This window comes from Streptomyces sp. NBC_01089 (assembly GCF_045162975.1).
In the GTDB taxonomy this organism is placed as follows: domain Bacteria; phylum Actinomycetota; class Actinomycetes; order Streptomycetales; family Streptomycetaceae; genus Streptomyces.
The window spans coordinates 7,111,011-7,133,244 of the sequence record NZ_CP108660.1 but is presented as its reverse complement, the minus strand read 5'-3'; the positions used below and the strand labels follow the sequence as shown (position 1 = coordinate 7,133,244).

The window sequence follows — 22,234 nt, the reverse complement described above, 5'->3', positions numbered from 1 at the left end:
ATCGGTCGCCTCGGGTCAACGGGGCACGTGTCTCGCTCCGTGGGAGCCGTGTGACCCGAGGCACTGCACCGGCGGTACGGCCTTCGGACCGCCGAAATGGGATGGAAAGCGGCTTTCACCGGCTTCCCACGGCCCGGTGGATGTCACCAGATTTTCATCCGAACCGCGGTACCACCAGATCCCAGACGGTATCGGCGAGGGCTTCCTTGGAGCCGTACGGCACCGAGGTCTCGCCGCCGTCGGCCGCCAGGACCACCGCTTCGTTCTCCTCGGAGCCGAAGGTCTTGTGCTCCCCGACCTCGTTGACGACGAGCAGATCACAGCCCTTGCGGCGCAGTTTGTGCCGTCCGTTGGAGAGCACATCGTCCGTCTCGGCCGCGAATCCGACCACGACCTGTCCGGGCGTGGCGCGCTCCGCGGAGATCTCGGCGAGGATGTCCGGATTGCGGACCAGGTCGATCGGTGCGGGCTCCTGGCCGTCCCGCTTCTTGATCTTGCCCTGGGCGTAGGCGGCGGGGCGGAAGTCGGCCACCGCGGCCGCCATGACCACCGCGTCGGCGTCCGCCGCGGCCTTCAGGACCGCCTCCCGCAGCTGCACCGCCGTGCCCACGTGCACCACGTCGGCCCCGGCCGGTGCGGGCAGTCCGGTGTTGGCCTCGACCAGCGTCACCCTGGCGCCGCGGGCGACAGCCGTACGGGCGAAGGCGTACCCCTGTTTCCCCGACGAGCGGTTCCCCAGGTAACGGACCGGGTCCAGCGGTTCACGGGTGCCGCCCGCGCTGACCACCACATGGCGGCCCGCCAGGTCGGGCTCGGTGACACCACGGGCCAGCACCCGGCGGCAGGTCTCGAAGATCTCGCCCGGGTCGGGCAGCCGCCCCTTGCCGGTGTCCACGCCGGTGAGACGCCCGACAGCCGGCTCGATCACGACGGCGCCGCGGCGGCGCAGCGTCGCCACGTTCTCCCGGGTGGCCGGGTGCTCCCACATCTCGGTGTGCATCGCGGGGGCGAAGACCACCGGACACCGGGCGGTGAGCAGCGTATTGGTCAGCAGGTCGTCGGCGAGCCCGTGGGCGGCCTTCGCGAGCAGGTCGGCGGTGGCGGGGGCGACCAGCACCAGATCGGCGCCCTGCCCGGTCCGCACATGCGGGACCTCGTGGACGCCGGACCAGACCTCGGTGGACACGGGGTGCCCGGAGAGCGCCGACCAGGTCGCGGCGCCGACGAAGTGGAGCGCGGACTCGGTCGGCACGACCTGTACGTCGTGGCCGGACTCGGTCAGCCTGCGCAGCACCTCGCACACCTTGTACGCGGCGATGCCTCCGCTGACCCCCAGAACGACCTTCGGCTTCTCCGCCACGTCCATGTCTCCCCGGCTTCGGCTCCGCATTCGGATTCGTACACCCCCATGCTGCATCACCCGGGGGGCGGCGCTCCGGGGGACCCCGGGAAACACTCCGGGCCCGGCAGCTGTGCTGCCGGGCCCGGAGTGAAAGAACTCACTGTCTGCGTTACTGAACGGGGCCTTCGATGGCCTCGGAGGTCAGCAGACCCGCGTTGATCTCGCGGAGCGCGATCGAGAGGGGCTTCTCGTGGACGTGAGTGTCCACCAGCGGACCGACGTACTCCAGCAGACCTTCGCCCAGCTGTGAGTAGTACGCGTTGATCTGGCGCGCGCGCTTGGCGGCGTAGATCACGAGGCTGTACTTGGAGTCGGTTGCCTCGAGCAGCTCATCAATCGGCGGGTTGATGATGCCCTCGGGCGTGGTGATGGAAGAGGACACTCTCTGCCTTCCGATGGAGTGAAAATCAAAGAACCTTGACCAAGGCTAGCAGCTCGCGGGCCACGTCCTCGACGGAGGTATTGACAAGGGTCGTGTCGAACTCCGGCTCGGCGGCCAGTTCGATCTTCGCGGCCGCCAGCCTGCGCTCGATGACATCGGGCGGTTCGGTTCCACGTCCGGTGAGCCGGCGGACCAGCTCGTCCCAGCTGGGCGGTGCCAGGAAGACGAGCTGGGCCTCGGGCATCGAGTTCCGTACGAGCCGGGCGCCCTGGAGATCGATCTCCAGGAGCACCGGCTCCCCTGCCTCCAGGCGGTCGAGGACGGCACGGCGCGGGGTGCCGTACCGGTTGCCCGCGAACTCGGCCCATTCGAGCAGCTCACCGTTGGCGACGAGCTTGTCGAACTCCTCGTCGTCCACGAAGAAGTACTGGACGCCGTGGCGCTCCCCGGGGCGTGGCTTGCGGGTCGTCGCCGACACCGAGAGCCAGACCTCGGGATGAACCTTGCGCATATGGGCGACGACCGTGCTCTTGCCGACCCCGGAGGGGCCGGAGAGCACGGTCAACCGCGGATGGGGGTCCGGGGGTACGGGGGTCGTCCCCCGGGGTGTTGCAGCCATGCGGCGATTATTCCAGCTTCCCGGGGGTGCCCGGGACGTCAGGCAGAGCCGCCACCGAACTCGCGCTCCAAAGAGGCGATCTGATTGGAGCCGAGACCGCGCACTCGGCGGCTCTCGGAGATGCCGAGCCGCTCCATGATCTGCTTGGCGCGGACCTTGCCCACACCGGGCAGGGACTCAAGGAGAGCGGAGACCTTCATCTTCCCGATGACGCCATTCTCCTGGCCCTGCTTGATGACCTCGTGGAGGGAGGCGCCGGAGTGCTTGAGTCGATTCTTGACCTCGGCCCGCTCCCGGCGAGCCGCGGCGGCCTTTTCGAGCGCGGCTGCGCGCTGTTCAGGGGTAAGGGGCGGAAGAGCCACGCCTACGTCACCTCGGATGTCGAACTGTCGGATACGGACCGGTGAGGAACTGATCGCCCCACACCTGCGGAGCGACGAGCAACAGAATTGCGCGTCGGCTCTCGACGGAGACTAGCGGCCAAGGCCGCTCCAGTCAGCGAGAACAGACGAAAAGTCCTGGTCAGCCTTGGCCGGAGGGGATATTTAGGGCATAACCCCCCGGTTTTCGGCCTGCCGGACGTCAACTGGCTGATTCTGACCGTACGCCTCCGGGTTTCCGGCCCCGCCCGGCCCCGGACCTCGCTGATCGGCCCGGCACTCCTCAGCCGGCGACCGCCGTACGCACTTCGTCGGCGAAGCGGGCGGCCGAATCGCGCAGGGCCGCGCTGTCGGGACCGTGCCGCAGGACTCCCCGGCTGACGCTCGGCACCACATTGCCGACCGCCGAACCGAACACCCGGGGCAGATCCGCGGGCGTCGCGCCCTGGGCGCCGATCCCGGGGGCGAGGAGCGGACCGTTGATGTCCAGGCGTACGCCCGGGTCGCCGAGCGTCGCACCCACGACGGCGCCCACCGAGCCGAGCGGGTCGGCGCCCTCGTTCTCGGCGGCCATGTGGTCGAGCATCAGCCGGGCGAGCGGCCGGCCGTCGGGCGCCGTGGCCCGCTGGACCTCGGCGCCCTCCGGGTTGGAGGTCAGCGCGAGGACGAAGACACCCGCGCCGCCGAGCACCGCCGCGTCCAGGGCCGGGCGCAGCGAGCCGAAGCCGAGGTACGGCGAGAGCGTCACCGCGTCCGAGAAGAGCGGCGACCGCGGGTCCAGGTAGGTCGCCGCGTAGGCGCCCATGGTCGAGCCGATGTCGCCGCGCTTGGCGTCCATCAGCACCAGGGCCCCCGCCGAGCGCGCCTCGGCGACGGCCTTCTCCAGGACGGCGATGCCGCGCGAGCCGAACCGCTCGAAGAACGCGGACTGCGGCTTGAGCACGGCGACCCGGTCGGCCAGCGCCTCCACGACGGTGCGGGTGAAGCGCTCCAGACCCGCGATGTCGTCGCCGAGGCCCCAGGCCGTCAGCAGCGAGGCGTGCGGGTCGATGCCGACGCAGAGCGGGCCCCTGGTGTCCATGGCCCGGCGGAGCCGGGTGCCGAACGGTTCGAGCGGCTGCTGAGGGGTCATCGGGCGGCCTGCTTCCTGGTGTCGGCGCCGACGGCTTCGGCGAGGGTGGCGTACGGGCTGTCGCGCAGCCGGGCCGCGAGGCCCCGGTGAATCGCGCGGGCCCAGAACGGGCCCCGGTAGATGAAGGCGCTGTAGCCCTGGACGAGGGTGGCCCCGGCCAGGATCCGCTGCCAGGCGTCATCGGCGGTCTCGATGCCGCCGACCCCGACCAGGGTGAGGTCGCCGCCCACACGCGCGTGCAGCCGGCGCAGGACCTCCAGCGAGCGCTCCTTGAGCGGTGCGCCGGAGAGGCCGCCGGTCTCCGCGGTGAGCGCGGCGGCGGAGCGCAGGCCGAGAGTGTCGCGGGCGATGGTGGTGTTGGTGGCGATGATGCCGTCGAGGCCCAGTTCCACGGCCAGGTCGGCGACGGCGTCCACGTCCTCGTCGGCGAGGTCGGGGGCGATCTTCACCAGCAGCGGGACCCGCCGTCCGGTGACGGTGCGGTCGGCGGCCTCGCGCACCGCGGTCAGCAGCGGGCGCAGCGCTTCGGTCGCCTGGAGGCTCCGCAGGCCGGGTGTGTTCGGCGACGAGACGTTGACGACCAGGTAGTCGGCGTGGCGGGCCAGCCGCTCGGTCGAGGCCACGTAGTCGGCGACGGCTTCGTCCTCGGGGACGACCTTGGTCTTGCCGATGTTGACGCCGACGGTGGTCCTGAAGACGGGGTTACGGGCCGCCAGGCGGGCCGCCACGGCCGCGGAGCCCTCGTTGTTGAACCCCATGCGGTTGATGAGCGCGCGGTCCGCCACCAGGCGGAAGAGCCGCTTTCTCGGGTTGCCGGGCTGGGGCCGCGCGGTGACCGTGCCGATCTCGACGTGGTCGAAGCCGAGCATGGTCATGCCGTCGATGGCGACCGCGTTCTTGTCGAAGCCCGCCGCGAGACCGAACGGGCCGTGCATCCGCAGGCCGAACGCCTCCGTACGCAGTTCCTTGTGGCGCGGCGCGAGCACGGCCGCTCCGAACGTACGCAGCACCGGGATCCGCGCCGCGGTGCGGATCCAGCGGAAGGCCAGGTGGTGGGCGCGCTCGGGGTCCATCCGCTTGAAGACCAGGTCGAAGAAGAGTTTGTACATCCGGCTTTCCTCATGGCGAGCCCCCGGGCGGGAACTCATGAACGGGGGCTCATCACGAGGGGGACACCGTTTCCGGTGTCCCCCTCGTGGCTGCTAGACCTCGCGTGCGGCGGTCAGATGGCGTGCGTGTTCCTGGAGGGAGCGGACGCCGACATCGCCGCCGTTGAGCGCGTCGATGCCCTGGACGGCCGCGGCGAGTGCCTGGACCGTGGTAAGGCAGGGCACCGCGCGGGCCACGGCCGCGGTGCGGATCTCGTAGCCGTCGAGGCGGCCGCCGGTGCCGTACGGGGTGTTGACGATGAGGTCGACCTCGCCGTCGTGGATGAGCTGGACGATGGTGCGCTCACCGGCCGGGCCCTCGCCCTCGGAGAGCTTGCGGACCACGGTGGCGCCGATACCGTTGCGGCGCAGCACCTCGGCGGTGCCCGAGGTGGCGAGGAGCTCGAAGCCGTGCGCGACCAGCTCGCGGGCCGGGAAGATCATCGAGCGCTTGTCCCGGTTGGCGACCGAGATGAAGGCACGGCCCTTGGTGGGCAGCGGCCCGTACGCCCCGGCCTGGGACTTGGCGTACGCGGTGCCGAAGACCGAGTCGATGCCCATGACCTCGCCGGTGGAGCGCATCTCCGGGCCGAGGACGGTGTCGACGCCGCGGCCGTGCATGTCGCGGAAGCGCGACCACGGCATCACGGCCTCCTTCACGGAGATCGGCGCGTCCTGCGGCAGGGTGCCGCCGTCGCCGGTCGCCGGGAGCATGCCCTCGGCGCGCAGCTCGGCGACGGTCGCACCGAGCGAGATACGGGCCGCGGCCTTGGCCAGCGGGACCGCGGTGGCCTTCGAGGTGAAGGGGACCGTACGGGAGGCGCGCGGGTTGGCCTCCAGGACGTAGAGGATGTCGCCGGCCAGCGCGAACTGGATGTTGATCAGTCCGCGGACGCCGACCCCCTTGGCGATGGCCTCGGTGGAGATCCGCAGCCGCTTGATGTCGAAGCCGCCGAGGGTGATCGGGGGCAGCGCGCAGGCGGAGTCGCCGGAGTGGATCCCGGCCTCCTCGATGTGCTCCATGACGCCGCCGAGGTAGAGCTCGGTGCCGTCGTAGAGCGCGTCGACGTCGATCTCGATCGCGTCGTCGAGGAAGCGGTCGACCAGCACCGGGCGGGTGGGGCTGATCTCGGTGGACTCCTCGATGTACGCGGCGAGCCGGATCTCGTCGTACACGATCTCCATGCCGCGCCCGCCGAGCACGTACGAGGGGCGGACCAGGACCGGGTAGCCGATCTCGTCGGCGATGGCCTTGGCCTCGTCGAAGGTGGTCGCGGTGCCGTGCTTGGGGGCGGGCAGCCCGGCCTCGGCGAGTACCTGGCCGAACGCGCCGCGGTCCTCGGCGGCGTGGATCGCCTCCGGCGGGGTGCCGACGACCGGCACGCCGTTGTCCTTGAGCGCCTGTGCCAGGCCCAGCGGGGTCTGGCCGCCGAGCTGGACGATGACACCGGCGACGGGCCCGGCCAGCGTCTCGGCGTGCACGATCTCCAGGACGTCCTCCAGGGTGAGCGGCTCGAAGTAGAGCCGGTCGGAGGTGTCGTAGTCGGTGGAGACCGTCTCGGGGTTGCAGTTGACCATCACGGTCTCGTAGCCGGCGTCGCTGAGCGCGAAGGAGGCGTGGACACAGGAGTAGTCGAACTCGATGCCCTGGCCGATCCGGTTCGGGCCCGAGCCGAGGATGATCACGGCGGGCTTCTCGCGCGGTGCGACCTCGCTCTCCTCGTCGTACGAGGAGTAGAAGTACGGGGTCTTCGCGGCGAACTCGGCGGCGCAGGTGTCGACCGTCTTGTAGACGGGGCGCACCCCCAGCGCGTGCCGCACCTCACGGACGACGTCCTCGCGCAGGTCGCGGATCCCGGCGATCTGGGCGTCCGAGAAGCCGTGGCGCTTGGCGTCGGCGAGCAGCTGGGGGTCCAGCTTCTCGGCGGCGGCCAGCTCCTGTGCGTGCTCCAGGATCAGGAACAGCTGGTCGATGAACCACGGGTCGATCTTCGTCGCGTCGAAGACCTCTTCGGGGGTCGCGCCGGCCCGCATGGCCTGCATGACGGTGTTGATCCGGCCGTCGGTGGGGACCCCGGCGGTCTCCAGCAGCTCGGCCTTGTCACCGGGGTCGCCCACGAAGGTGAACTGCGAGCCCTTCTTCTCCATCGAGCGCAGCGCCTTGTTGAGCGCCTCGGTGAAGTTCCGGCCGATCGCCATGGCCTCGCCGACCGACTTCATGGTGGTGGTGAGGGTGGCATCGGCGGCCGGGAACTTCTCGAACGCGAACCGCGGCACCTTCACGACGACGTAGTCGAGCGTCGGCTCGAAGGACGCCGGGGTCTTCTCCGTGATGTCGTTGGGGATCTCGTCCAGCGTGTATCCGACAGCGAGCCGGGCCGCGATCTTCGCGATCGGGAATCCGGTCGCCTTGGACGCCAGTGCGGACGAACGCGAGACCCGCGGGTTCATCTCGATGACGATGATCCGGCCGTCCTCGGGATTGACGGCGAACTGGATGTTGCAGCCACCGGTGTCGACGCCCACCTCGCGGATGATCGCGATGCCGATGTCACGCAGCCGCTGGTACTCGCGGTCGGTGAGCGTCATCGCCGGGGCGACGGTGATCGAGTCACCGGTGTGCACGCCCATCGGGTCGAAGTTCTCGATGGAGCAGACCACCACGACGTTGTCGTTCTTGTCGCGCATCAGCTCCAGCTCGTACTCCTTCCAGCCGAGGATGGACTCCTCCAGGAGCACCTCGGTGGTCGGCGAGAGCATCAGGCCCTGACCGGCGATCCGGCGCAGCTCCTCCTCGTTGTGCGCGAAGCCGGAACCGGCGCCGCCCATCGTGAAGGAGGGGCGGACGACGACCGGATAGCCGCCCAGCTCGTCGACGCCGCCGATGATGTCGTCCATCGTGTGGCAGATGACCGAGCGGGCCGATTCGCCGTGGCCGATCTTCGTGCGTACGGCCTCGACGACGCCCTTGAAGAGGTCGCGGTCCTCGCCCTTGTTGATCGCCTCGACATTGGCGCCGATCAGCTCGACGCCGTACTTGTCCAGGATGCCGCCCTCGTGCATGGAGATGGCGGTGTTGAGCGCGGTCTGGCCGCCGAGGGTCGGCAGCAGGGCGTCCGGACGCTCCTTGGCGATGATCTTCTCGACGAACTCGGGGGTGATCGGCTCGACGTAGGTGGCGTCGGCGATCTCCGGGTCGGTCATGATCGTGGCCGGGTTGGAGTTGACCAGGATGACCCGCAGGCCCTCGGCCTTGAGGACCCGGCACGCCTGGGTGCCCGAGTAGTCGAACTCGGCGGCCTGGCCGATGACGATCGGCCCGGACCCGATGACCATGACGGACTGGATATCGGAGCGCTTAGGCACGCTGGGCCTCCATCGGGGCTGTGTTCATCAAAGACGTGAAGCGGTCGAAGAGGTACGCGGCGTCGTGCGGGCCCGCTGCCGCCTCGGGGTGGTACTGGACGCTGAAGGCCGGCTGGTCGAGCAGCTGGAGCCCTTCGACCACGTGGTCGTTGAGGCAGACGTGGGAGACCTCGGCCCGGCCGTAGGGCGTGTCGGAGACCTGGTCGAGCGGCGCGTCGACGGCGAAGCCGTGGTTGTGCGCGGTGACCTCGACCTTGCCGGTCGTACGGTCCTGCACGGGCTGGTTGATGCCGCGGTGGCCGTACTTGAGCTTGTAGGTGCCGAAGCCGAGCGAGCGGCCGAGCAGCTGGTTGCCGAAGCAGATGCCGAAGAGCGGGGTCTTGCGCTCCAGCACCGCCTTGATGACCGTCAGGTCGGCGGTGGCCGGGTCGCCGGGGCCGTTGGAGAGGAACACGCCGTCGGGGGCGACCGCGTACACGTCGTCGACGGTGGCGGTCGCGGGCAGGACGTGCACCTCGATGCCGCGCTCGGCCATCAGGTGCGGGGTCATGCCCTTGATGCCGAGGTCGATGGCGGCGACGGTGAACTTCTTCTCGCCGACCGCCGGGACCACGTACGTCTCGGCGGTGGCGACCTCGGCGGAGAGGTCGGCGCCGTTCATCTCGGGCGCCTGCCTGACCTTGGCGATGAGCACGCCGTCGTCGGCCAGGGCGTTGCCGGAGAAGATGCCGACGCGCATCGCGCCGCGCTCGCGCAGATGGCGGGTGAGGGCGCGGGTGTCGACGCCGCTGATGCCGACGACGCCCTGCCGCACCAGCTCGTCGTCGAGGGAGCGGCGGGAGCGCCAGTTCGACGGGATGCGGGCCGGGTCGCGTACGACATAGCCGGCGACCCAGATCTTCGCGGACTCGTCGTCCTCGTCGTTGACGCCGGTGTTGCCCACGTGCGGGGCGGTCATCACGACGACCTGGCGGTGGTAGGAGGGGTCGGTGAGGGTCTCCTGGTAGCCGGTCATGCCGGTGTTGAAGACCGCTTCACCGAAGGTCTCACCGGTGGCCCCGTAGGAGCGGCCGCGGAAGCACCGGCCGTCCTCCAGGACGAGTACGGCGGGGGCCGCCGCTTTCCTCTCCGAGGTTGTCCCCGGCCTTGAGGTCGTCATCGTGCGGTGCCTTCCGTCGTGATCGGGTGGTGCGTGCTGCTGGTGGTGGGGTGCGCGGGGGCGGCGTCCGCCGGGTGGCTCATGGCGTTGACGGCCTCGACCCAGGCGGCGTGTCCGGCGGCCCGGTCGGAGCGGAAGCCGGAGTCGATCAGCTTGTCGCCGTGCTGCCAGGTGATGATCAGCATTCCGCCCTCCGTGAGGACCTTGCCCGCGATGCCCTTGTCGAGCCGGGCCTCGCGGAGCCGCGCCGCCGGGATGAAGAAGTCGCTCGCCCCGGGGCGTACGACGTCGATGCCGGCGTCCGTGAGCGTCACCTCGGCCTTGCTGCGGGTGCCCAGGCCGTGTGCGACGATCCGGTCGAGCCACTGACCGGCCGTGGTCGAGCCGTGGTAGCGGCCGCTCATCTCCAGTCTGGCGGCGCCGGGGGCGTCCGGCACTGTGGGCAGTTCGGGCAGGTCGCTCTGGAGCGTTCCGCGCCACTTCCAGCCCTCGCGCATCAGCCAGTAGAGGAGCGCGACGAAGAGCAGCAGACCGACGATCCAGCCGATGCGGCCCGACCAGTCGGTGACGTCCGCCGACTTCTGCTCAGCTGCGAGGTGCAGATGTGCGGGGTGAAGATTGATGAGAGGTGTCACGCCAGCTTCCCGTCCACGACCGTTGCCCTGCCCCGCAGGAAGGTGTGGGTGACGCGTCCCGGCAGCTCACGGCCCTCGTACGGGGTGTTGCGGCTGCGGGAGGCGAAGCCCGCGGGGTCCACCTCACCACGGTAATCCGCGTCGACCAGGGTGAGGTTCGCGGGCTCACCGGCGGCGACGGGGCGGCCGTGGCCGGTGAGGCGGCCGATGGCCGCGGGGCGGAAGGACATCCGGTCGGCGATGGTCTCCCAGTCGACGAGTCCGGTGTCGACCATCGTCTGCTGGACGACGGAGAGCGCGGTCTCCAGGCCGACCATGCCCATGGCGGCCGCGGCCCACTCGCAGTCCTTGTCCTCGTGCGGGTGCGGGGCGTGGTCGGTGGCGACACAGTCGATCGTGCCGTCCGCGAGCGCCTCGCGCAGGGCCATCACATCGGCCTCGGTGCGCAGCGGCGGGTTGACCTTGTAGACGGGGTTGTACGTGCGGACCAGCTCGTCGGTGAGCAGGAGGTGGTGCGGGGTCACCTCGGCGGTGACGTTCCAGCCCTTGGACTTGGCCCAGCGGACGAGCTCGACGGAGCCGGCTGTCGACAGATGGCAGATGTGCACCCGGGAGCCGACATGGGCGGCGAGCAGCACATCGCGGGCGATGATCGACTCCTCGGCGACGGCGGGCCAGCCGCCGAGGCCCAGCTCGGAGGAGACGACGCCCTCGTTCATCTGGGCGCCTTCGGTGAGCCGGGGCTCCTGGGCGTGCTGGGCCACGACACCGTCGAACGCCTTCACGTACTCCAGGGCGCGGCGCATGATCACCGCGTCGTCCACACACTTGCCGTCGTCGGAGAAGACCCGGACGGCCGCGGCCGAGTCGTGCATCGCGCCGAGCTCGGCGAGCTGCTTGCCGGCCAGGCCGACGGTGACGGCGCCGATGGGCTGTACGTCGCAGTAGCCGGACTCCTTGCCCAGGCGCCAGACCTGCTCCACGACGCCGGCGGTGTCGGCGACGGGGAAGGTGTTCGCCATGGCGTGGACGGCGGTGAAGCCGCCGACTGCCGCGGCCTTGGTGCCGGTCAGCACGGTCTCGGAGTCCTCACGGCCCGGCTCGCGCAGATGGGTGTGCAGGTCGACGAGGCCGGGCAGCAGGATCCGGCCTGCCGCCTCGATGACATCGGCGCCGTCGGCGGAGAGGCCGGGGCCGACCGCCGCGATGGTCTCACCGTCGATCAGGACGTCCTGCGGCTCGCCGCCGAGGACCTTCGCACCACGGATCAGGGTCTTGCTCATGGTTACTTGCTCTCCTCGGTACGGGAAGTCGTGGCGGGCTGGGCGCCGCCCAGCAGCAGATAGAGGACGGCCATCCGGATCGAGACGCCGTTGGCGACCTGTTCCACGGCGGTGCAGCGGCCGGAGTCGGCGACGTCGGCGGTGATCTCCATGCCCCGGTTCATCGGTCCGGGGTGCATGACGATGGAGTCGCCCGGCATCCGCGCCATGCGGTCGCCGTCCAGGCCGTAGCGGCGCGAGTACTCGCGTTCGGTGGGGAAGAAGGCCGCGTTCATCCGCTCGCGCTGGACGCGCAGCATCATGACGGCGTCGGATTCGGGGAGCACCCGGTCGAGGTCGTACGAGACCTCGCAGGGCCAGTGCTCCACGCCGATGGGCACCAGGGTGGGCGGCGCGACCAGGGTGACCCGGGCGCCGAGTGTGTGCAGCAGATGGACGTTGGAGCGGGCGACCCTGCTGTGCAGGACGTCACCGACGATGGTGATGCGGCGGCCTTCGAGGTCGTGCCCGATGCCGGTGTCGGCGCCGACGAGCCTGCGGCGCATGGTGAACGCGTCGAGGAGCGCCTGGGTGGGGTGTTCGTGGGTGCCGTCGCCCGCGTTGACGACGGCGCCGTCGATCCAGCCCGATGTGGCGAGCCGGTAGGGGGCGCCCGACGAGCCGTGCCGGATGACGACGGCGTCGGCCCCCATCGCCTCCAGGGTCAGCGCGGTGTCCTTGAGGGACTCGCCCTTGGAGACCGACGAGCCCTTCGCGGAGAAGTTGATGACGTCGGCGGAGAGGCGCTTGGCCGCCGCCTCGAAGGAGATGCGGGTCCGGGTCGAGTCCTCGAAGAAGAGGTTGACGACGGTACGGCCGCGCAGGGTCGGAAGCTTCTTGACCGGCCGGTCGGCGACCCGGGCCATCTCCTCGGCGGTGTCGAGGATCAGGACGGCGTCGTCGCGGGTGAGATCGGCGGCCGAGATGAGGTGGCGCTTCATCTGGGTGTGCTCCATGTTCGCGGGGAGGGCGCGGAGGTCGCGGAGATTCGGGCAGGGCGAGCGGGCAGGCGCAGCTCTCGGCCCGGGGTCGCGGGCCGCAGGAAGGAGGAGCTAACGGCCGCCGGCCGGGACGGTCCGCTCGCTGCCGAGCAGGACGGTGTCGCGGCCGTCCTCCTCGGCGAGCTGGACCTTGACCGTCTCGCGCAGCGACGTGGGGAGGTTCTTGCCGACGTAGTCGGCGCGGATCGGGAGCTCGCGGTGGCCCCGGTCGACGAGGACCGCGAGCTGCACGGCGCGCGGGCGGCCGATGTCGCCCAGCGCGTCGAGCGCGGCGCGGATCGTACGGCCGGAGAAGAGCACGTCGTCGACGAGGACCACCAGGCGTCCGTCGACACCGTCCGCGGGGATGTCCGTACGTGCCAGCGCGCGGGCGGGCCGCATCCGCAGGTCGTCGCGGTACATGGTGATGTCCAGGGAGCCGACCGGGATCGTGCGGCCGGTGATCTCCTCCAGCTTCGCCGCGAGCCTGCGGGCCAGGAACACACCGCGGGTCGGGATGCCGAGGAGTACGACGTCTTCGGCGCCCTTGGCGCGTTCGACGATCTCGTGGGCGATACGGGTCAGTACCCGTGCGATGTCCGGGGCCTCGAGAACGGGGCGCGCACCGGATCCGGTGCCACCGCTCGCGCCGGCACCGTCTGAGCTTGCACTGCTGGTGTCCATAATGAAACGGACCTCCTTCTCCGCCTCACGGGACGGACCTTAAAGGACGTCGGATTTACAGAAGCCACCGTACCAGGCCGCACAAGGGGCGGTCCGGGGCGCTGCCACCCTGCTCCGGGGCGGTCCGGACCATTCGGCTTGACGCATCCAAGTAACGCTGCGTAACCTCACAGTGAGTTACCAGCCGCGCGGCGGAGCCGCAGGTCATCTCAGCGTCCGGGGAGCCATATGTCCAGCGAATACGCAAAACAGCTCGGGGCCAAGCTCCGTGCCATCCGCACCCAGCAGGGCCTTTCCCTCCACGGTGTCGAGGAGAAGTCCCAGGGCCGGTGGAAGGCCGTGGTGGTGGGTTCGTACGAGCGTGGTGACCGCGCCGTGACCGTCCAGCGCCTCGCCGAGCTGGCGGACTTCTACGGGGTTCCGGTGCAGGAGCTGCTGCCGGGGACGACGCCGGGCGGAGCGGCCGAGCCGCCGCCGAAGCTCGTCCTCGACCTGGAGCGCCTCGCCCACGTCCCGCCGGAGAAGGCCGGACCCCTCCAGCGTTACGCGGCGACGATCCAGAGCCAGCGCGGCGACTACAACGGCAAGGTGCTGTCGATCCGCCAAGACGACCTGCGCACACTCGCCGTCATCTACGACCAGTCCCCCTCGGTGCTCACCGAGCAGCTGATCAGCTGGGGCGTGCTGGACGCGGACGCGCGTCGCGCCGTCGCGCACGACGAGGGCTGAGCCGGCGTCGGATTGTTCAACAGAAGAAACGTCTCGTCCGAAGGGCGGCCCCGCATATGCCGGGGCCGCCCTTCGGGTTTCCGGCGACAGGACGGGCGCCTTCAGGCACCCGCCGTCAGTCCCCCGCCGACCGGTAGAGCCGGCCGACGAGTTCGGGCAGCAGCCGCTCGGCGAGCTTCGGCGGCAGCGCCTGGAGCACCGCGAGGACGGGCGCCATACGCTCGGGCAGCTCACCGCGCTCCCCCACCCCGGCGAAGGCCAGCGCCACCGCGGCCTCCTCGGGCGTGAGCGTCTGCGGGTCGAGCGCCGCGGCGGCGGCGATCACCGCGGGGTCGGCTTCGGCGGGCCCCGCCACCGCGGCTGCGGCGGCCGCCTCCGCCAGCGCGTCCAGCAGCTTCCGTACGGTCTCCTCTCCCGCCATCGCCGCCGTCACGGTGAGGTGCAGATTGGCGGGCGAACCCGCGAAGGCGGGCTGCGGCTGTACGTACCAGCCGAGGCGGCGCATCTCGTCCGCCACCACGAACGGGTCGACGCCCGGCCTCTCGGCCGCGATCGCCAGCAGCGAGGAGTCCGGGCTGCCGAGCACCCGGAGCCCGTCGATCTCCGCGACTCCGGCCGCGAGCGCGGTCACCGCGCGGTGGACACGCAACGACAGCGCGGTGTACCCGTCGGTGCCGATCCGCTCCAGCACCGCCCAGGCGGCGGCGAGCGGCCCGGCGGCCTTGGTGCCCTGGAGCGTGGCGTTGACCACCGGATAGCCGGGCCATGAGGCGTGCGCGAACCAGCCGTGCCTGCGCAGTTCGGCGTCCCGGAACAGCAGGACCGACGCGCCCTTGGCCGTGTAGCCGTACTTGTGGAGGTCGACCGAGAGCGAGGTGACGCCGGGTACGGCGAGGTCGAACGGCGGCAGCGCGGGCGCACCGGCACCGAGCCGCAGATGCCCCAGGTACCAGCCGCCGATGCACGCGTCGACGTGGCAGAGCACCCCGCGCCGGACCGCTTCGGCGGCGGCTTCCGTGACCGGGTCGATCACGCCGTGGGCGTACGAGGGGGCGGAGACCACCACCAGCGCGGTGCGGTCGGAGAGTGCGGCCGCCAGATCGGTGGCGCGCACCCGGTAGGTCTGCGGATCCACCGGGACCACGACGGTCCTGAGCCCGAAGAGCGCGGCGGCCTTGTGGAAGGCCGCGTGCGCGGTCTCCGGCAGCACCAGCTCGGGTTCGGTGACGCCACGGGTGCGCAGCGCGTGTTCGCGCGCGGTGAGGACGGCCAGCAGGCAACTCTCCGTACCGCCGCTGGTGAAGGTGCCCGCGGTCCCAGGGCCGCCGCCGAGCAGCCGGGCGGTGCGCGCCACGATGTCGTTCTCCAGGGCGACCACGCTGGGGAAGGCCGTCATGTCGAGGCCGTTGACACCCGCGAACGTGGCGGCCGCCGCCGATGCCAGCTCCTCGATGCCCGGCAGCCCCGAGTCGTAGACGTAGGCCATGGTGCGGCCGCCCCTGACGGGGAGGTCGGCCGCGCGCAGGGCGGTGAGCCGGGCGAGGATGCGCCGCTCGGCGGGGGCGTCCCGGCCGGTCTCGGCGGTTCCTGGCTCGCTGGTCCGTGCACCGGGGTCAGCCATGCGCGCAACCTAGGGCACGGCCCGTGGAACGCACCAGGCCCGGAGCAGAAGATTGTTCATCTTCCGCGCCGGGCCCGGGAAAGGACCTGGTGCGAGACCCTAGTCGCGGCGCAGGCTCGGCTTGAGGTCCTTGAACCGGCCGAGCAGGCCGTTGATGAAGGCCGGTGACTCGTCGGTGGAGAACTCCTTCGCGAGCTGCACCGCCTCGTCCATCACGACCGCGTCCGGCGTTCCGTCGACCCACACCAGCTCATAGGTGCTGAGCCTGATGATGTTGCGGTCGACGACCGGCATCCGGTCGAGGGTCCAGCCCACCGCGTAGGTGGCGATGAGGTCGTCGATACGGTCCGCGTGCTCCGCGTACCCCTCGACCAGCTCCATCGTGTACTCACTGACCGGTGGCTGCCGGTCGTCGGTCCGGGCGAGACGGATCCAGTCCGCGAGGACCGTCTGCACGGACGCCGCGCGCTGGTCGGCCTCGAAGAGGATCTGGAAGGCGCGCTTGCGCGCCGTGTTCCGGGCAGCCACGGTTAGCTGTTCACCCGGCCGAGATAATCACCGGAGCGTGTGTCGACCTTGATCTTCTCGCCGGTCGTGATGAACAGCGGGACACCGATCTCGTAACCGGTCTCCAGGGTGGCGGGCTTGGTGCCACCGGTGGAACGGTCGCCCTGGACGCCCGGGTCGGTGTGCTGGATCGTCAGCTCGACCGCGGCCGGGAGCTCGACGTAGAGCACCTCGCCCTCGTACTGGGCGACGGAGGCGGTGAAGCCCTCGATCAGGAAGTTGGCAGCGTCACCGACCGACTTGCGGTCGACCATCAGCTGATCGTACGTGTCCATGTCCATGAAGACGAAGTACTCGCCGTCCATGTACGAGAACTGCATGTCGCGTCGGTCAATGGTGGCCGTCTCGACCTTCACACCGGCGTTGAACGTCTTGTCGACGACCTTGCCGGACAGCACGTTCTTGAGCTTGGTGCGCACGAAAGCCGGGCCCTTGCCGGGCTTGACGTGCTGGAACTCGACGACGGACCAGAGCTGGCCCCCGTCGAGCTTGAGCACCAGGCCGTTCTTGAGGTCGTTCGTGGAAGCCACGGTTGAGGTTCTCCTGGACTGCAGCGTGTGTGGGACCGCGGGTGCACGCCACTAGAGGGCGAGCAGCTCCTTGGTCGTAATGGTGAGTAGCTCGGGTCCGCCGTCCGCCTCAGGGCGCACGACGAGCGTGTCATCGATCCGGACTCCGCCCCGGCCAGGGAGGTGGACCCCCGGTTCGACGGTGACCGGCACGCAAGCGTCCAGTTTACCCATGGCCGCAGGTGTCAGCTGCGGGTCCTCGTCGTTTTCGAGCCCCACACCGTGCCCGGTCGATGGACCGAGGGTCCCGCCGTGCCCCGCGGCCTCCAGCACATGGCGGGCCGCGAGGTCCACGTCCCGGCAGGCCGCACCGGGCACAAGTGCCTCCCGACCTGCCCGTTGTGCCGCGAAGACAAGGTCGTACAGCTCGATCTGCCAGTCGGCGGGCGCCGTCCCGATGACGAAGGTCCGGCCGATCTCACATCGGTATCCGTGGTAGACCGCACCGAGCCGTACGGAGAGCAGATCGCCCTCCTCGACCCGGCGGTCGGACGGCCGGTGGCCGCGCAGTCCGGCGTTCGGCCCGGTGGCCACCGAGGTCGGGAAGGACGGCCCGGCGGCGCCGTGGTCGACGAGACGGCGCTCGAGCTCCAGGGCGAGATGGCGCTCGGTGCGCCCGACGAGGATCGATTCGAGCAGCTCGCCGAGGGCGTGGTCGGTGATCTCCCCCGCGGTGCGCAGACAGGCGATCTCCTCCTCGTCCTTGATGACGCGCTGCTGCTCGACGGCGCGGGCGAGGTCGGCGAGCTGCAGCCGTGGTGCCACCGAGTGCAGGGCCCGGTGCCTGGCGACGGTCAGATGGTGTTCCTCCACGGCCAGCGACACCGCGCCCGCCGAGGAGAGCAGGTCCGCGGCCGCCACCGCGGGGTCGCCGCCCGTCGACGGGAGCACGGTGAGCCGCAGCTGCTCGTCGGGGCGGCCGTCCTGCGGGTCGGCGGCGGGCCCTGCCGGGCAGAGGAGGACATCGTCATCGGGGCCGAGCAGCAGGACCGCGCCCGCCGGGGCCGTACCCGCGAGATAACGGACGTTGGCCGGCCGGGAGACCAGCGCGGCGCCGCTGCCCGCTGCCAGGCACCGGTCGCGCAGTCTTGCCCGGCGGACCGCATACACCTCTGCCATGGTTTTCAGCCTAGGAGCGGCAGCGCTTTTCGGCCCGGTCAGCGCGTCCGACCGGGGGGCCTCACCAGGTGGGAGGGGACGCGATGGAGCGGGCGAGCACGTCGTCGAGCACCTGGGCGGTGGTGGCCACGTCGTAGGCCGAGTTGTCGATGATCGGCAGTCCTGAGCCGTACCAGCCGGCCATCCGGCCGTGGATCCGGGCGACCTCCTCGTCGCTGAGGCGGCGGTTTCCGCTGCGGGCCGCGTTGCGCTCCAGGACGACCTCCAGGCCCGGCAGGAGCACGACGGGCAGCAGTCCGGGGCCCACATGGCGCTTCCAGCCGCCGAGGCCGACGACCGGGCGGTCCGGGAAGACCGCGTCGTCGAGGATGCAGGAGATGCCGTTCGCCAGGAAGTTCCGCGCGGCGAAGCCGCAGGTGCGGCGGGCCAGGCGGTACTGCGCCTCGGAGTGGTCGTTCCAGCCGGTCTGGGGGTCGGCGAAGCCGGAGCAGACCCACTCGCGTACGTCGTCGAGGCTGATGTGCGACGTGGGCATCCGGCGGCTGCGCGCCCAGTGCCGGGCCACGGTCGTCTTGCCCGCGCCGGCGGGTCCTATGAGGAGCACGGCGAGCGTGGTGTTCCCGGTGTCGGCCGGGGCGCTGGCGGCGGGCGGCGCGGGCAGCGGGACCGGGCCGCCGGGCGGCAGCTGGATGTGGCCGGTCGTCTCCATGGAGGGCGGCGCGGGCGGCACCTGGGGCGGCGGCGGGGCGGCCGGGGCAGGGGGCCGGCCCGGTGCCACCCAGCCAGGCGGCCCGGCGGGGTGCTGGGCGTTCTGGCCCCAGCCCGCGGCGCCCGGCGGGGGCGGCGGCAGCGGAGCTCCCTCAGCGTGCTGCATCCGGTGCCACTCCGTCTCGCTCAGCCGACTGGTTCTCGTACCGAACGGTACCCTCCCCGGCCTGCACCGTGTGAACGGCCGGGGGCGGGCCAAAATGCCGCCTCAGCCGGTGAGTTCCCCGGCCAGCGCCCGCAGGGCCAGGCGGTAGGAGCCGATCCCGAAGCCCGCGACGGTGCCACTGGCGACCGCGGCGATGACGGAGTTGTGACGGAACTCCTCGCGCGCGTACGGATTCGAGATGTGCACCTCGATGAGCGGGGCGGTGCGCTGGGCCGCCGCGTCCCGCATCGCGTACGAGTAGTGCGTGAACGCACCGGGGTTGATCACGACGGGCAGCGCGCCGTCGGCCGCCTCGTGCAGCCAGCGGATCATCTCGCCCTCGTCGTTGGTCTCCCGCACCTCGACGTCGAAGCCGAGCTCCTTGCCCAGCAGCGTGCAGGCTTCGACGAGCCCCGCGTACGACGTCGCGCCGTAGACGTCGGGCTCACGGGAGCCCAGGCGGCCCAGGTTGGGGCCGTTGAGCACGAGGACGCGGGTGCTCACGCGGAGACCTCCCCGAACGCGGCGAGCAGGACGGCCGGATCCGGGCCCTCCAGGACCGTCGGCTTGGCGAGCCCGTCGAGGACGATGAACCGCAGGACGTTGCCCCGGGACTTCTTGTCGACCTTCATCGTCTCCAGGAGCTTGGGCCACTGGTCGCCCCGGTAGGTGAGCGGCAGCCCGACGGAGGCGAGTACGGCGCTGTGCCGGTCGGCGGTCGCGTCGTCGAGGCGGCCCGCGAGGCGGCCCAGTTCGGCGGCGAACACCATGCCGACCGAGACGGCCGCACCGTGCCGCCACTTGTAGCGCTCGTTCTTCTCGATCGCGTGGGCCAGGGTGTGCCCGTAGTTGAGGATCTCCCGCAGGCCCGACTCCTTGAGGTCGTTCGACACGACCTCGGCCTTGACGCGGATGGAGCGCTCGATCAGCTCGGCGGTGTGCGGTCCGGAGGGTGTACGGGCGCCCTCCGGGTCGGACTCCACCAGGTCGAGGATGGCCGGGTCGGCGATGAAACCGGCCTTGATGATCTCGGCCATCCCGGACACGTAGTCGTTGACCGGGAGCGAGTCCAGCGCGGCGAGGTCGCAGAGCACACCGGCGGGCGGGTGGAAGGCCCCCACCAGGTTCTTGCCCTCGGCGGTGTTGATGCCGGTCTTGCCGCCGACGGCCGCGTCCACCATGCCGAGCACGGTGGTGGGCACGGCGATCCAGCGCACTCCGCGCAGCCAGGTCGCCGCGACGAATCCGGCCACATCGGTGGTCGCGCCGCCGCCGACGCCGATGATGACGTCGGTACGGGTGAAGCCGGTCTGGCCCAGCGCCTTCCAGCAGTAGGCGGCGACCTCGACGGTCTTGGCCTCCTCCGCGTTGGGCAGCTGGACCGCGATGGCCTCGTACCCCTGGTCGGCGAGGTCCTGGCGGACCGCATCGCCGGTCTCGGCCAGTGCCTCGGGGTGCAGTACGGCGACCCGCCTGGTCTGCTCACCGATCAGCGCGGGCAGCTCGCCGAGCAGCCGACGGCCGACCAGCACCTCGTACGGATCGTGGCCGTCCGTGCCGCCGACCTGGATACGGATGGGGGCGTCCTGCGTCATACGGTCTTCTCCTGGCCGGGGGGCGGGGTGGTGTCCCCTGCGGGGAGCCGGAGCTCCAGGGCGTCGAGGACCGCGTCGGCGACCTCTTCGGGGATCCGGCCGTCGGTGGCGACGACGGCACGGGCTACTTCGGTGTACAGGGGCCTGCGCGCGTCCATCAGCTCGCGCCACTGCCGGCGCGGGTTGACGGCGAGCAGCGGGCGCGCGGTGTTGAGCCCGACGCGCTTGACCGCTTCGTCCACGTCCATGGAGAGGTAGACGACGGGGTGGCCCGCGAGGAGTTCGCGGGTGGCCGGGTCGAGGATCGCGCCGCCGCCGAGCGACAGGACGCCGGTGTGCCCGGCCACCGCCTCGCGCACCGCGGCGCGCTCCAGGGCGCGGAAGTGGTCCTCGCCGTCGTCGACGAAGATGTCCGCGATGGTGCGGCCCTCGGCCGCGACGATGTCGGCGTCGGTGTCGCGGTAGCCGGTACCGAGCCGCTCGGCGAGCAGTTCGCCGACGGTGGACTTGCCGACGCCCATCGGGCCGACGAGGACGACCAGCGGCCCGCTCATCGGATCTGCAGGTTGTCGAGGAACGACCGGACGTTCCTGCGGGTCTCGCCGACGCTGTCGCCGCCGAACTTCTCCGCGACCGCGTCCGCGAGGACCAGCGCGACCATGGCCTCGGCGACGATGCCCGCTGCGGGCACCGCGCAGACGTCCGAGCGCTGGTGGTGCGCGGCGGCGACCTCGCCGGTGGCCACGTCGATGGTGGCGAGCGCGCGGGGCACGGTCGCGATCGGCTTCATCGCGGCGCGCACCCGCAGCAGTTCACCGGTGGTCATGCCGCCCTCGGTGCCGCCGGAGCGGCCCGATGTGCGGCGTACACCGTCGGCGGTGGGCACGATCTCGTCGTGGGCCTGGGAGCCGGGCACCCGGGCCAGGTCGAAGCCGTCCCCGACCTCGACGCCCTTGATGGCCTGGATGCCCATCAGGGCGGCGGCAAGCCTGGCGTCGAGCCTGCGGTCCCAGTGGACGTGCGAGCCGAGGCCGACCGGTACGCCGTACGCGAGTACCTCGACCACACCGCCGAGGGTGTCGCCGTCCTTGTGGGCCTGGTCGATCTCGGCGACCATCGCCTTCGACGCGTCCGCGTCCAGGCAGCGCACCGGGTCCTCGTCGAGACGCGCCTCGTCGGCGGGGACCGGTACGACGCCGTACGGGGCCTTCGCGCCGGCCAGCTCCACGACGTGCGAGACCAGCTCGATGCCGGTCGTCTCCTTCAGGTAGGAGCGGGCCACCGTGCCCAGCGCGACACGGGCCGCCGTCTCGCGGGCGCTGGCGCGCTCCAGGATCGGCCGGGCCTCGTCCAGTGCGTACTTCTGCATGCCGGCGAGGTCCGCGTGGCCCGGGCGTGGCCGGGTCAGCGGGGCGTTACGGGCCAGCTGGGCCAGCTCGTCGGGGTCGACCGGGTCGGCCGACATGACCTTCTCCCACTTGGGCCACTCGGTGTTGCCGACCATCACGGCCACCGGGCCGCCCATGGTCAGCCCGTGCCGGACCCCGCCGAGGAACGTGACCTCGTCCTTCTCGAACTTCATCCGGGCGCCGCGGCCGTATCCGAGCCGCCGCCGGGCGAGTGCGTCCGCCACCATGTCCGTCGTCACGGGGACGCCGGCGGGAAGCCCCTCCAGCGTCGCCACCAGTGCGGGTCCGTGCGACTCCCCCGCGGTCAGCCAACGCAACCTGCTCAACGGTGCTCCTCATGCTCGCGCCTCGGTCTGCGACGGCGCGGCCGGGTGCGCGGCCCTGGCCCGCCTGATCCGATCCTCCCACGGCCGGGCCGCCGGACGGTCACGGGTCCAGCTGGCGGACGTCCCGCGGGTGTCCGTCCGGCGGGGCGGCCGCGGAGGGCCCGGCCTGCGGCGGCC

Annotated in this window: 22 protein-coding genes; 1 reads left to right on the top strand and 21 read right to left on the bottom strand. The window is 71.2% G+C overall.

Features of this window, described 5'->3' with window-relative positions; genetic code table 11:
- Window positions 1-154 precede the first annotated feature (154 nt).
- The 12 genes from coaBC to pyrR form a co-directional block, all read right to left on the bottom strand.
- Window positions 155-1,366, bottom strand: coding sequence for a bifunctional phosphopantothenoylcysteine decarboxylase/phosphopantothenate--cysteine ligase CoaBC (gene coaBC / locus OG510_RS32130; RefSeq protein ID WP_406141389.1), 1,212 nt, complete (start codon window positions 1,364-1,366; stop codon window positions 155-157).
- 145 nt (window positions 1,367-1,511) lie between these two features.
- The gene (gene rpoZ, locus OG510_RS32125; protein WP_164264569.1) at window positions 1,512-1,784 is read right to left on the bottom strand and encodes a DNA-directed RNA polymerase subunit omega; all 273 of its coding nucleotides are present in this window, start codon (window positions 1,782-1,784) and stop codon (window positions 1,512-1,514) included.
- A gap of 25 nt (window positions 1,785-1,809) precedes the next feature.
- Entirely contained in the window at window positions 1,810-2,403 is a 594-nt protein-coding gene (gene gmk / locus OG510_RS32120; RefSeq protein ID WP_164264568.1) for a guanylate kinase, read from the bottom strand.
- Between the two features lie 38 nt (window positions 2,404-2,441).
- Window positions 2,442-2,765, bottom strand: coding sequence for an integration host factor (locus OG510_RS32115; protein WP_164264567.1), 324 nt, complete (start codon window positions 2,763-2,765; stop codon window positions 2,442-2,444).
- A gap of 301 nt (window positions 2,766-3,066) precedes the next feature.
- Entirely contained in the window at window positions 3,067-3,915 is an 849-nt protein-coding gene (gene pyrF, locus OG510_RS32110) for an orotidine-5'-phosphate decarboxylase (RefSeq protein ID WP_406141387.1), read from the bottom strand.
- Window positions 3,912-5,024: a quinone-dependent dihydroorotate dehydrogenase gene (locus tag OG510_RS32105; protein WP_406141386.1), complete on the bottom strand. Its 1,113-nt coding sequence runs from the start codon at window positions 5,022-5,024 to the stop codon at window positions 3,912-3,914. Before OG510_RS32105 ends, pyrF begins: the two co-directional genes overlap by 4 nt.
- 93 nt (window positions 5,025-5,117) lie before the next feature.
- On the bottom strand, window positions 5,118-8,429 hold the full coding sequence (carB, locus tag OG510_RS32100; RefSeq protein WP_406141385.1) for a carbamoyl-phosphate synthase large subunit: 3,312 nt from the start codon (window positions 8,427-8,429) through the stop codon (window positions 5,118-5,120).
- A complete protein-coding gene (gene carA, locus OG510_RS32095) occupies window positions 8,422-9,588 on the bottom strand; it encodes a glutamine-hydrolyzing carbamoyl-phosphate synthase small subunit (RefSeq protein WP_406141383.1) in 1,167 nt (388 codons plus the stop codon). The genes carB and carA overlap by 8 nt, the downstream gene beginning before the upstream one ends.
- On the bottom strand, window positions 9,585-10,190 hold the full coding sequence (locus tag OG510_RS32090) for a hypothetical protein (protein ID WP_406142662.1): 606 nt from the start codon (window positions 10,188-10,190) through the stop codon (window positions 9,585-9,587). The genes carA and OG510_RS32090 overlap by 4 nt, the downstream gene beginning before the upstream one ends.
- Before the next feature lie 29 nt (window positions 10,191-10,219).
- Window positions 10,220-11,506: a dihydroorotase gene (locus tag OG510_RS32085; protein WP_164264562.1), complete on the bottom strand. Its 1,287-nt coding sequence runs from the start codon at window positions 11,504-11,506 to the stop codon at window positions 10,220-10,222.
- 2 nt (window positions 11,507-11,508) lie between these two features.
- Window positions 11,509-12,486, bottom strand: a complete 978-nt coding sequence (locus OG510_RS32080; RefSeq protein ID WP_406141381.1) for an aspartate carbamoyltransferase catalytic subunit — start codon at window positions 12,484-12,486, stop codon at window positions 11,509-11,511.
- Window positions 12,487-12,597: 111 nt separating this feature from the next.
- On the bottom strand, window positions 12,598-13,209 hold the full coding sequence (pyrR, locus tag OG510_RS32075) for a bifunctional pyr operon transcriptional regulator/uracil phosphoribosyltransferase PyrR (protein ID WP_406141380.1): 612 nt from the start codon (window positions 13,207-13,209) through the stop codon (window positions 12,598-12,600).
- 228 nt (window positions 13,210-13,437) lie between these two features.
- Between pyrR and bldD the strand changes: the two genes are divergently transcribed.
- Window positions 13,438-13,938, top strand: coding sequence for a transcriptional regulator BldD (bldD, locus tag OG510_RS32070; RefSeq protein WP_014157378.1), 501 nt, complete (start codon window positions 13,438-13,440; stop codon window positions 13,936-13,938).
- Window positions 13,939-14,053: 115 nt separating this feature from the next.
- Here bldD and OG510_RS32065 read toward each other — a convergent pair whose 3' ends face one another.
- From OG510_RS32065 to aroC, 9 genes are all read right to left on the bottom strand, one after another.
- Complete coding sequence (locus tag OG510_RS32065) at window positions 14,054-15,559, bottom strand: pyridoxal phosphate-dependent decarboxylase family protein (RefSeq protein ID WP_406141377.1); 1,506 nt, start codon at window positions 15,557-15,559, stop codon at window positions 14,054-14,056.
- Between the two features lie 99 nt (window positions 15,560-15,658).
- Window positions 15,659-16,087, bottom strand: coding sequence for a transcription antitermination factor NusB (gene nusB / locus OG510_RS32060; RefSeq protein WP_164264559.1), 429 nt, complete (start codon window positions 16,085-16,087; stop codon window positions 15,659-15,661).
- A gap of 2 nt (window positions 16,088-16,089) precedes the next feature.
- Window positions 16,090-16,656, bottom strand: coding sequence for an elongation factor P (gene efp, locus OG510_RS32055; protein WP_164264558.1), 567 nt, complete (start codon window positions 16,654-16,656; stop codon window positions 16,090-16,092).
- A 51-nt stretch (window positions 16,657-16,707) separates the two neighbouring features.
- A complete protein-coding gene (locus OG510_RS32050) occupies window positions 16,708-17,814 on the bottom strand; it encodes an aminopeptidase P family protein (RefSeq protein WP_406141375.1) in 1,107 nt (368 codons plus the stop codon).
- A gap of 61 nt (window positions 17,815-17,875) precedes the next feature.
- A complete protein-coding gene (locus OG510_RS32045) occupies window positions 17,876-18,688 on the bottom strand; it encodes an AAA family ATPase (RefSeq protein WP_406141374.1) in 813 nt (270 codons plus the stop codon).
- A 102-nt stretch (window positions 18,689-18,790) separates the two neighbouring features.
- Window positions 18,791-19,231, bottom strand: a complete 441-nt coding sequence (gene aroQ / locus OG510_RS32040) for a type II 3-dehydroquinate dehydratase (protein WP_164267762.1) — start codon at window positions 19,229-19,231, stop codon at window positions 18,791-18,793.
- Window positions 19,228-20,322, bottom strand: coding sequence for a 3-dehydroquinate synthase (aroB, locus tag OG510_RS32035; protein ID WP_406141373.1), 1,095 nt, complete (start codon window positions 20,320-20,322; stop codon window positions 19,228-19,230). Before aroB ends, aroQ begins: the two co-directional genes overlap by 4 nt.
- A complete protein-coding gene (locus OG510_RS32030; RefSeq protein ID WP_406141371.1) occupies window positions 20,319-20,876 on the bottom strand; it encodes a shikimate kinase in 558 nt (185 codons plus the stop codon). The genes aroB and OG510_RS32030 overlap by 4 nt, the downstream gene beginning before the upstream one ends.
- Window positions 20,873-22,057: a chorismate synthase gene (gene aroC / locus OG510_RS32025; RefSeq protein WP_406141370.1), complete on the bottom strand. Its 1,185-nt coding sequence runs from the start codon at window positions 22,055-22,057 to the stop codon at window positions 20,873-20,875. Before aroC ends, OG510_RS32030 begins: the two co-directional genes overlap by 4 nt.
- Window positions 22,058-22,234 lie beyond the last annotated feature (177 nt).

What these genes read in the sequence shown, in the direction of transcription:
- coaBC (WP_406141389.1), bottom strand. Translation starts at nt 1,366, where the DNA reads ATGGACGTGGCGGAGAAGCCGAAGGTCGTTCTGGGGGTCAGCGGAGGC.
- gmk (WP_164264568.1), bottom strand. Translation starts at nt 2,403, where the DNA reads ATGGCTGCAACACCCCGGGGGACGACCCCCGTACCCCCGGACCCCCAT.
- pyrF (WP_406141387.1), bottom strand. Translation starts at nt 3,915, where the DNA reads ATGACCCCTCAGCAGCCGCTCGAACCGTTCGGCACCCGGCTCCGCCGG.
- OG510_RS32105 (WP_406141386.1), bottom strand. Translation starts at nt 5,024, where the DNA reads ATGTACAAACTCTTCTTCGACCTGGTCTTCAAGCGGATGGACCCCGAG.
- carA (WP_406141383.1), bottom strand. Translation starts at nt 9,588, where the DNA reads ATGACGACCTCAAGGCCGGGGACAACCTCGGAGAGGAAAGCGGCGGCC.
- OG510_RS32085 (WP_164264562.1), bottom strand. Translation starts at nt 11,506, where the DNA reads ATGAGCAAGACCCTGATCCGTGGTGCGAAGGTCCTCGGCGGCGAGCCG.
- OG510_RS32080 (WP_406141381.1), bottom strand. Translation starts at nt 12,486, where the DNA reads ATGAAGCGCCACCTCATCTCGGCCGCCGATCTCACCCGCGACGACGCC.
- pyrR (WP_406141380.1), bottom strand. Translation starts at nt 13,209, where the DNA reads ATGGACACCAGCAGTGCAAGCTCAGACGGTGCCGGCGCGAGCGGTGGC.
- bldD (WP_014157378.1), top strand. Translation starts at nt 13,438, where the DNA reads ATGTCCAGCGAATACGCAAAACAGCTCGGGGCCAAGCTCCGTGCCATC.
- OG510_RS32065 (WP_406141377.1), bottom strand. Translation starts at nt 15,559, where the DNA reads ATGGCTGACCCCGGTGCACGGACCAGCGAGCCAGGAACCGCCGAGACC.
- OG510_RS32050 (WP_406141375.1), bottom strand. Translation starts at nt 17,814, where the DNA reads ATGGCAGAGGTGTATGCGGTCCGCCGGGCAAGACTGCGCGACCGGTGC.
- OG510_RS32045 (WP_406141374.1), bottom strand. Translation starts at nt 18,688, where the DNA reads ATGCAGCACGCTGAGGGAGCTCCGCTGCCGCCGCCCCCGCCGGGCGCC.
- aroB (WP_406141373.1), bottom strand. Translation starts at nt 20,322, where the DNA reads ATGACGCAGGACGCCCCCATCCGTATCCAGGTCGGCGGCACGGACGGC.
- OG510_RS32030 (WP_406141371.1), bottom strand. Translation starts at nt 20,876, where the DNA reads ATGAGCGGGCCGCTGGTCGTCCTCGTCGGCCCGATGGGCGTCGGCAAG.